Annotated in this window: 5 protein-coding genes; 2 read left to right on the forward strand and 3 right to left on the reverse strand. The window is 62.6% G+C overall.

All coding sequences use genetic code 11. The features are described 5' to 3' along the window. Positions 1 to 90: 90 nt before the first annotated feature. Positions 91 to 1200 carry a hypothetical protein gene (locus QZ213_RS21195; protein ID WP_291688053.1) on the reverse strand — a complete coding sequence of 370 codons (1110 nt, stop codon included), beginning with the start codon at positions 1198 to 1200 and terminating at the stop codon, positions 91 to 93. Then, positions 1200 to 2636 (reverse strand): MBOAT family O-acyltransferase, encoded by a 1437-nt coding sequence (locus tag QZ213_RS21200; protein ID WP_291688054.1) that lies wholly within the window; start codon positions 2634 to 2636, stop codon positions 1200 to 1202. Before QZ213_RS21200 ends, QZ213_RS21195 begins: the two co-directional genes overlap by 1 nt. Positions 2637 to 2812: 176 nt before the next feature. Here QZ213_RS21200 and QZ213_RS21205 point away from each other — a divergent pair, with 176 nt between their 5' ends. Further along, complete coding sequence (locus QZ213_RS21205) at positions 2813 to 4918, forward strand: S9 family peptidase (RefSeq protein ID WP_291688055.1); 2106 nt, start codon at positions 2813 to 2815, stop codon at positions 4916 to 4918. Positions 4919 to 5066: 148 nt separating this feature from the next. On the opposite strand, the gene araD is transcribed toward QZ213_RS21205, so the two are convergent. Beyond that, positions 5067 to 6806: an L-arabinonate dehydratase gene (araD, locus tag QZ213_RS21210; RefSeq protein WP_291688056.1), complete on the reverse strand. Its 1740-nt coding sequence runs from the start codon at positions 6804 to 6806 to the stop codon at positions 5067 to 5069. Between the two features lie 483 nt (positions 6807 to 7289). On the opposite strand from araD, the gene QZ213_RS21215 reads away from it, so the two are divergent. Then, on the forward strand, positions 7290 to 7724 hold the full coding sequence (locus QZ213_RS21215) for a response regulator (RefSeq protein WP_291688057.1): 435 nt from the start codon (positions 7290 to 7292) through the stop codon (positions 7722 to 7724). Positions 7725 to 7821: the final 97 nt, after the last annotated feature.

Consider the following 7821-nt stretch of genomic DNA (forward strand, 5'->3'; position numbering starts at 1 on the left):
GATAGCCGGAGCAGATTCTTGGCAGCTGGGCTCATTCGGATCAGACTTGGTTGAATTCGCCATGACGAGAGGGAAACCGGCACATCCCGGCTAACGTTCCTCATTGTCGAACCGGTAGGCCTCGACCTGCGCCTTCAGCCGTTCGACCGATGCGGTGGGTGCCTCGCGGCTGACGAGGTGATCGCCAGCCGCCAGCCAGGACAAGAGCTTCAGATCGATCGCGTGCGAATGATGGATCACATCCGCATAATTGTTCAGATCGTGGGTTATTTCCCTGGCGTCGCGAAAATCGAACAGGCGGACGTTCGGCAACGACGTCAGCCTGCGATTGGCGTAGGCGGAGAAATCGTAGACGATCTTCAGTGTCGCCGGCGAGGCATCGCGCATCGACACGAATTGCAGGATCGAATAAGGCGGAAAGTAGATGTCGAAGGTCACATCGGGATGTCCGGCGATCAGGCCGACCGCATCGCGTTCGAAATTGCGGACCATCGCGGCATAGTCGTAGCCCGCGGCGATCTCGCCTGGGGCTTTCAGGAAATGCGCGAAGGAGGCCCGCGCCTTGGCCGAGTTGTAGGCGGTCGAAAGCTCGATATAGGCCGGAAAGGCGTTCAGCTCATTCAGATCGTCTACCTGGAATTTCAGATACTGGGCGGCGGACAGCCCGTGCGCGACGGCTTCCAACGGCTTGAACCCGCGAAGCGCGATCCACAGCGACTCGCGCGCGGTTTCCAGGCTGTACAGATACCCCGCGATCCCCTTCGCGTTCATCCGATAGAGATCGGCCGGGATATAAGCGTCGGAGGCGATATCGGGAGCGTCGCGGAAAATCCAGTCGTCCATTTGCCAGATGACCAGCCTGGGATGGCGGCGAAGCGCGGCGTCGAGCACGAAACTTTGCTCGACGGAGGTCGATCCCGACATCGCCAGCTTCACGGACTTGACCCCCAGCTCCTTGTCGATCTCGCTCTGGCGGAAATGCACCGCGAGCGAGGTACCCATGAATACCGTATCGAAATGCTGGGTGCGAATGAGGCCGGCATCCTGCATCCGGCTGTCGGGGTTGTACCAATGACGGCCCAACTGGAAACGGCCGAACAGCTGCAGAGGGTCGATGACGAAATTGAACGCCGCAATCAGAAGCGCCGCGGTCAGCCCCGCGGCAACAAACCGGATCAGGTTTTTGGCGGGTACGCTCATCAGAACCTGAAGTAGATGAATTCGCTGTGCTGCTGGATCCCGAGTATCGCGAAGGCCAGCAGCGCGGCGCTCGCATAGATGAACGATCGCCGCTGCGGCCATGCGCTGACGGCTTCGCCCACGGTCCTGTTGTGGTGATCGTAACCCATGATCTCCTGCGTGTTCGGCGCGAACCAGGCCAGCAGGGCATAACCTGCGACCATGGCGGCAGCCAGCATTTCGCGGTAGCTCAAGTCGATGTGAGCCGGGCTTGCCATCTTCGACAGGATTGATATCGCCGAGGCCATGCTGTCGGCCCGGAAGAACACCCAGGCGACAACGACCGCTAGGAAGGTCAGGACGAACGCGGCAAGATTGGCTGCGGGCGCGTAGCGCGGCCCGATCGAAGGACCATAATTGCTCCAGCCGTGGTTGACGCAGAGATACATCCCGTGCAGCACGCCCCACGCCACAAATGTCCAGGACGCGCCGTGCCACAGCCCGCCGAGCGCCATCGTGATCATCAGGTTGACGTAACGCAGCGCCGGGCCGCGCCGATTGCCGCCGAGCGGGATATAAAGATAGTCGCGCAGGAATTGCGACAGGGTCATGTGCCAGCGCCGCCAGAAATCGACGATGCTGGCGGCCTTGTACGGCGAATTGAAATTCAGCGGCAGGAACACGCCGAACATCAGCGAAATTCCGATCGCCATGTCGGAATAGCCGGAGAAATCGAAATAGAGCTGGAAGGTGTAGGCCAGCGCGCCGATCCAGGCCTGCGCGAAGGACGGCATCGCCGGGCCGAAGGCGAGCGCGACAAAGGGCTGGATGCCGTCGGCGAGACAGGTCTTCTTGAACAGGCCGATGGCGAAGATGATCAGGCCGCAAAGAATCAGATGCGCATTCGGCCGCTTGCTTTCCGCCCGCTCGAACTGCGGGATCATGTCCTTGTGGTGCAGGATCGGTCCCGCGATCAGATGCGGAAAATAGGTGACGAACAGCGCATAGTGCGGCAACCGGTAGCCTGCGACCTTGCCCCGGTAGGCGTCCACCAGGAAGGCGATCTGGGTGAAGGTGTAGAAGGATATCCCGACCGGCAGCAGGACGTTGACCGTCAGCCCGGCGGAAAACAGCGCATTGAGGTTGGCGGCCAGGAAGCTGGCATATTTGAAATATCCGAGCACCAGGAGGTCGCCGGCGACGCCGAGCGTGAGCACCGCGAACCGCAGGCGGTTGCGCATCGGGCTTGTGATCAACAGGAAGCCGATCAGGTAGTTGAACGCGATCGAGCCGAGCAGCAGCGCCACGAATTGCCAGTTGCTGACGGAGTAAAAGGCCAGCGACGCCAGCGCCAGCCAGACCACCGACGCCAGATTGCTGAACCGGCCCAGCACGAAATAGCCGATCAGGGCGACCGGCAGGAACAGGAAGATAAACGGGTAGGAGTTGAAGAGCATAATTCGCTGTCTCGGCGCGCGGGCCGAAAAGCCTAACCATACAAAGTGGCGGTCAACAAGCCGTGCGCGGCTCTGGCGCGAGGGCGGCATATCTGGCAATCCGCTGGCGAGAGCCGATATGGCATTGAGGACCGCGGCCCTGCCCGCGCGCACGACAAGAATCAGGTGACATACCGATGGACCAGAAGAGTTCCCTGCCCGCGCCGATCGCGCCGCGCCGGCCGCATTCATTCACCACCCACGGCACCACCGTGGTCGACGATTTTGCCTGGCTCAAAGACGAAAGCTGGCAGGAAGTGCTGCGCGACCCCGCCGTGCTCGACCCGGATATCAGAGAATATCTCGAAGCCGAAAACGCCTACACCGAAAGCCTGCTCGGCCACACCGGCGGCTTGCAGAAGACGCTGGTTGCGGAAATGCGCGGGCGGATCAAGGAAGACGATTCCAGCGTGCCGTCGCCGGACGGGCCTTACGCGTACTTGCGCAAATTCCGCGAGGGCGGCCAGCATGAGATGTTCGGCCGCATGCCGCGCGACGGCGGCGAGATCCGGATCGTGCTCGACGGCGACCAGCTCGCGGAAAAAGAGGAATATTTCAAGTTCGGCGGCGCCAGGCACTCGCCGAATCACGAGCTCGAGGCCTGGAGCGCCGACATCAACGGCTCGGAATATTTCACGATTCGCGTGCGCGACTGGGCTGATGGAAAAGACCTCGATGACCTCGTGGAGGAAACCGACGGCGCGGTGGTGTGGAGCATCGACTGCAAGAGCTTCTTCTACGTCAAGCTCGACGACAATCACCGCCCAATGCAGGTCTGGCGCCATCGCCTCGGCACGAAGCAGGCGGATGATGCGCTGGTCTATGAAGAACTGGATGCCGGCTGGTTCACGCATCTCCATGAAAGTTCCAGCGGCCGGTTCTGCGTGATCGCGGGCGGCGACCACGAAACCTCCGAACAGCGGCTGATCGATCTCGCCAACCCCGAGGCGCCGCCGCGCCTCGTCGCCACGCGCCAGACCGGCGTGCAATATTCGCTTGCCGACCGGGGCGACGAGCTTTTCATCCTCACCAATGCCGACGGCGCGATCGATTTCAAGGTCGTCACCGCGCCGCTCGCTTCGCCCGAGCGCGCCAACTGGCGCGAACTGATCCCGCACCGCGCCGGCATCTATATTCTCGATGTCGAACTCTATGCCGGCCACATGGTGCGGCTGGAGCGCGCCAACGCGCTGCCTTCCATCATCATCCGCGATCTCACAAGCGGCGACGAACACGCCATCGCCTTCGACGAGGCGGCCTATTCGCTCGACACCATGGGCGGCTATGAATTCGACACGACCAATCTGCGCTTCTCCTATTCGTCGATGACGACGCCGTCGGAAGTCTACGATTACGACATGGGCAAGCGCACGCGCACCCTTCGCAAGCGCCAGGAAATTCCCTCAGGTCACAACCCGGCCGATTACGTCACCACCCGCATCATGGCCACTTCGCATGACGGCGCCGAGGTGCCGGTGTCGATCCTGCATCGCAAAGACCTCAAGCGCGATGGCAACGCGCCGCTGCTTTTGTACGGCTACGGCTCCTACGGCATGGCGATGCCGGCGTCGTTCTCAGCCAACCGGCTGTCGCTGGTCGATCGCGGCTTCGTCTATGCGATCGCGCATATCCGGGGCGGCACGGACAAGGGCTGGGGCTGGTACCTCGACGGCAAGCGCGAGAAGAAGACCAACAGTTTTGACGATTTCGCCGCCAGCGCGCGGGCGCTGATATCGGAAAAATATACCGGAACCAAGCGCATCGTCGCCCATGGCGGCAGCGCCGGCGGCATGCTGATGGGCGCGGTCGCCAACCGCGCCGGCGAACTGTTCGCCGGCATCGTCGCCGAGGTGCCTTTCGTTGACGTGCTCAACACCATGCTCGACGACACACTGCCGCTGACGCCGCCGGAATGGCCGGAATGGGGCAATCCGATCGCGAGCGAGAAGGATTTCAAGACCATCTTGTCGTATTCGCCTTACGACAACGTCGCTGCCAAGGAGTATCCCGCGATCCTGGCGATGGGCGGCTTGACCGATCCGCGCGTCACCTATTGGGAGCCGGCGAAATGGATCGCGCGGCTGCGCGCCACCAAGACCGGCGGCGGACCGGTATTGCTGCGTGTCAACATGGGCGCCGGCCACGGCGGCGCGTCCGGCCGATTCAACCGGCTCGACGAAGTCGCGATCGCCTACGCGTTTGCGCTGTGGGCGGTGGGAATGGCGGAGCAGGGCGAGGTGTGAGTGACTCCCGATTTTGGTCATGAGCGCCGACCTGTCCTCCATCATTCCGGGGCGCGCGAAGCGCGAACCTCAGATGTGCAATTGCACATCGGGGAATCTCGAGGTTCCGGGCTCAAGGCTTCGCCTTGCCCCGGAACGACGGGTCAGCTCAATAGATCGAGGGCTCTCCCACCGGTGCGCCGAATGACGTTTCGAGGAAGTCGAAGTCGCAGCCCTCATTGGCCTGCCTGATGTGCCGGGTGAACATCCAGCCATAGCCGCGTTCGAAGCGCCGCTCCGGCGGCTGCCATTCGGCGCGGCGTTTTGCCAGTTCGGCTTCCGGCACATCCAGGTTGATGGTGCGGGCGGCGACGTCGAGCGTGATGCGGTCGCCGTTTCGCACCAGCGCCAGCGGACCGCCGATGAAGGATTCCGGCGCTACGTGCAGGATGCAGGCGCCGTAGCTGGTGCCGCTCATGCGCGCATCCGACAGCCGCACCATGTCGCGCACGCCCTGCTTTACCAGTTTGGCCGGGATCGGCAGCATGCCCCATTCCGGCATGCCCGGCCCTCCTCTCGGCCCCGCGTTGCGCAGGATCAGCACGTGATCGGCCGTGACGTCTAGATCGGGATCGTCGATCGCCTTCTTCATCGAAGGATAGTCGTCGAACACCAAAGCGGGGCCGGTGTGCCTGAGGAAGCGCGGCTCGCAGGCCGAAGGCTTGATCACGCAACCGTCGGGGGCGAGATTGCCGCGGAGCACGGCGAGCGCGCCCTCGGCATAGATCGGATTTTCGACGGTGCGGATGACATCGTCATCATAGACCTCCGCGCCCGCGATATTCTCGCCGAGCGTCCTGCCGGTCACCGTCACGCAATCGAGATGCAGGCGATCGCTGATCCGGCTCATCAGCCCGGGCAATCCGCCTGCATAGAAGAAATCCTCCATCAGATATTTGTCGCCGCTCGGACGCACATTGGCGACGACCGGCACCTTGCGGCTGGCGATCTCGAAATCGTCGAGCCCGATGTCCTGCCCGGCGCGGCGCGCCTGCGCGATCAGATGGATGATCGCGTTGGTCGAGCAGCCCATCGCCATCGCCACCGTGATGCCGTTCTCGAATGCTTTTCGGGTCTGGATCGCTTTCGGCGTCAGATCTTCCCACACCATATCGACGATGCGCCTTCCGCATTCGGAAGCCATGCGGATGTGGCCGGCGTCCGCGGCCGGAATCGAGGACGCGCCTGGCAGCGTCATGCCGATCGCTTCGGCGATCGCGGTCATGGTGGAAGCGGTGCCCATGGTCATGCAGGTGCCGTAGCTGCGGGCGATGCCGGCCTCTACATCGACCCAGTCCTTGTCGGAGATTTTCCCCGCGCGCCGCTCGTCCCAGTATTTCCAGGCATCCGACCCCGAGCCCAGCGTCTTGCCCTTCCAGTTGCCGCGCAGCATGGGACCTGCGGGCAGATAGATCGCCGGCAGGTTCATGCTGGTGGCGCCGAGCAAGAGGCCCGGCGTGGTCTTGTCGCAGCCGCCCATCAGCACCACGCCGTCGACGGGATGGCCGCGCAACAATTCCTCGGCGTCCATCGCCAGCATGTTGCGATAGAGCATGGTGGTCGGCTTCAAAAACGATTCCGACAGCGACAGCGCCGGCAATTCCAGGGGGAAGCCGCCGGCCATCAGCACGCCGCGCTTGACGTCGTCGACGCGCGACTTGAAATGCATGTGGCAGGGCTGCGCGTCCGACCAGGTATTGAGGATGGCGATCACCGGACGGTCCTTCCACTCCTCCGGCGCGTAGCCCATCTGCATCGCGCGCGAGCGATGGCCGAAGGCGCGCAAATCGTCGGGCGCGAACCAGCGCGCGCTGCGGAGCGCTTCCTTTGGTTTCCTCTTATCTGCCATGATCACACCTGTTCGAGACCAGTCAGGTCATCTCACAGCCGGTCTGCGGCAGGCAAGCCCCCGCCGACCCGCTCCGGCGCCGATCGGCTCATCGCAGTGACCATGAACCGCCCCTGTTCATCTGGTGCGCGTGCGCGATGAGGCGGGCCGGGTCATCTTTACGACAGCGCTGACGCTGCAATCCTATTGGCGGGACCCGGCGGATCGCGTCGGCGCGAATAGCGCGTGAAATATGGAACCCGTGCAACTACGGCATACGGTATGAAATCACCGTCACGAGTTCCACGTTGCTGAAGCGAGCCGAATCATAGGCTGCAAAGATGGCGTCCGACACCGTCTGCCCTGTAACGGGCATAGCCGCAACTCGATGCATTGCTTTTTCAACAACATGGCGTGCGTGTTGCCGAAGAAAGGCTTGCGCGTGGCAGGCAACGGATTCACAACCCAGCATTGACACATTCCATGCGCTCGAAAGATTCGCTCTTGGCAAAAATCCTGATCGTCGACGATGACATCGCCGTTCAGGCGACCAGCCGGCTGCTGCTGGAACGGGCCGGCCACAGCGTCGTCGTCGCCGGCGACGGCCGCAAGGCACTGACGATATTCGAAGCCGAGAATTTCGATCTGCTGTTTCTCGACATCTTCATGCCGGGAATGGACGGACTGGAAACCATGCGGCTCATTCATCAGTTGCAGCCGCTGATCCCGATCATTGTGATCTCCGGCCGCCCGATCGAGCCGGATCCCGCCACGGGTCCGGACTTTCTGACCATGGCAACCAGGCTCGGCGCCGTCAGCGGCCTGCAAAAGCCCTTTAAGCCGGCCGCCTTGCTCGCGGCGGTCACGGATTGTCTTGACGCCGCAAAGCGCTCATCGGCATCCTCTGTTCCAGCCGGCAATGTTGCGCCGGGCCCATGATACAAAGAACGCGTCGCCGGTCCTGCCCGGATGCGTACCAAGGCGGTAACGAGACGGCGCGAACGCCAAGATGACGCTTGCCTCCCGACTGGCCATC

The organism is Bradyrhizobium sp. (genome assembly GCF_017881085.1).
GTDB lineage: Bacteria > Pseudomonadota > Alphaproteobacteria > Rhizobiales > Xanthobacteraceae > Bradyrhizobium.

Excerpts from the sequence above, each read along its gene's own strand:
- QZ213_RS21195 (WP_291688053.1), bottom strand. The coding sequence starts at position 1,200 with ATGAGCGTACCCGCCAAAAACCTGATCCGGTTTGTTGCCGCGGGGCTG.
- QZ213_RS21205 (WP_291688055.1), top strand. The coding sequence starts at position 2,813 with ATGGACCAGAAGAGTTCCCTGCCCGCGCCGATCGCGCCGCGCCGGCCG.
- QZ213_RS21200 (WP_291688054.1), bottom strand. The coding sequence starts at position 2,636 with ATGCTCTTCAACTCCTACCCGTTTATCTTCCTGTTCCTGCCGGTCGCC.
- araD (WP_291688056.1), bottom strand. The coding sequence starts at position 6,806 with ATGGCAGATAAGAGGAAACCAAAGGAAGCGCTCCGCAGCGCGCGCTGG.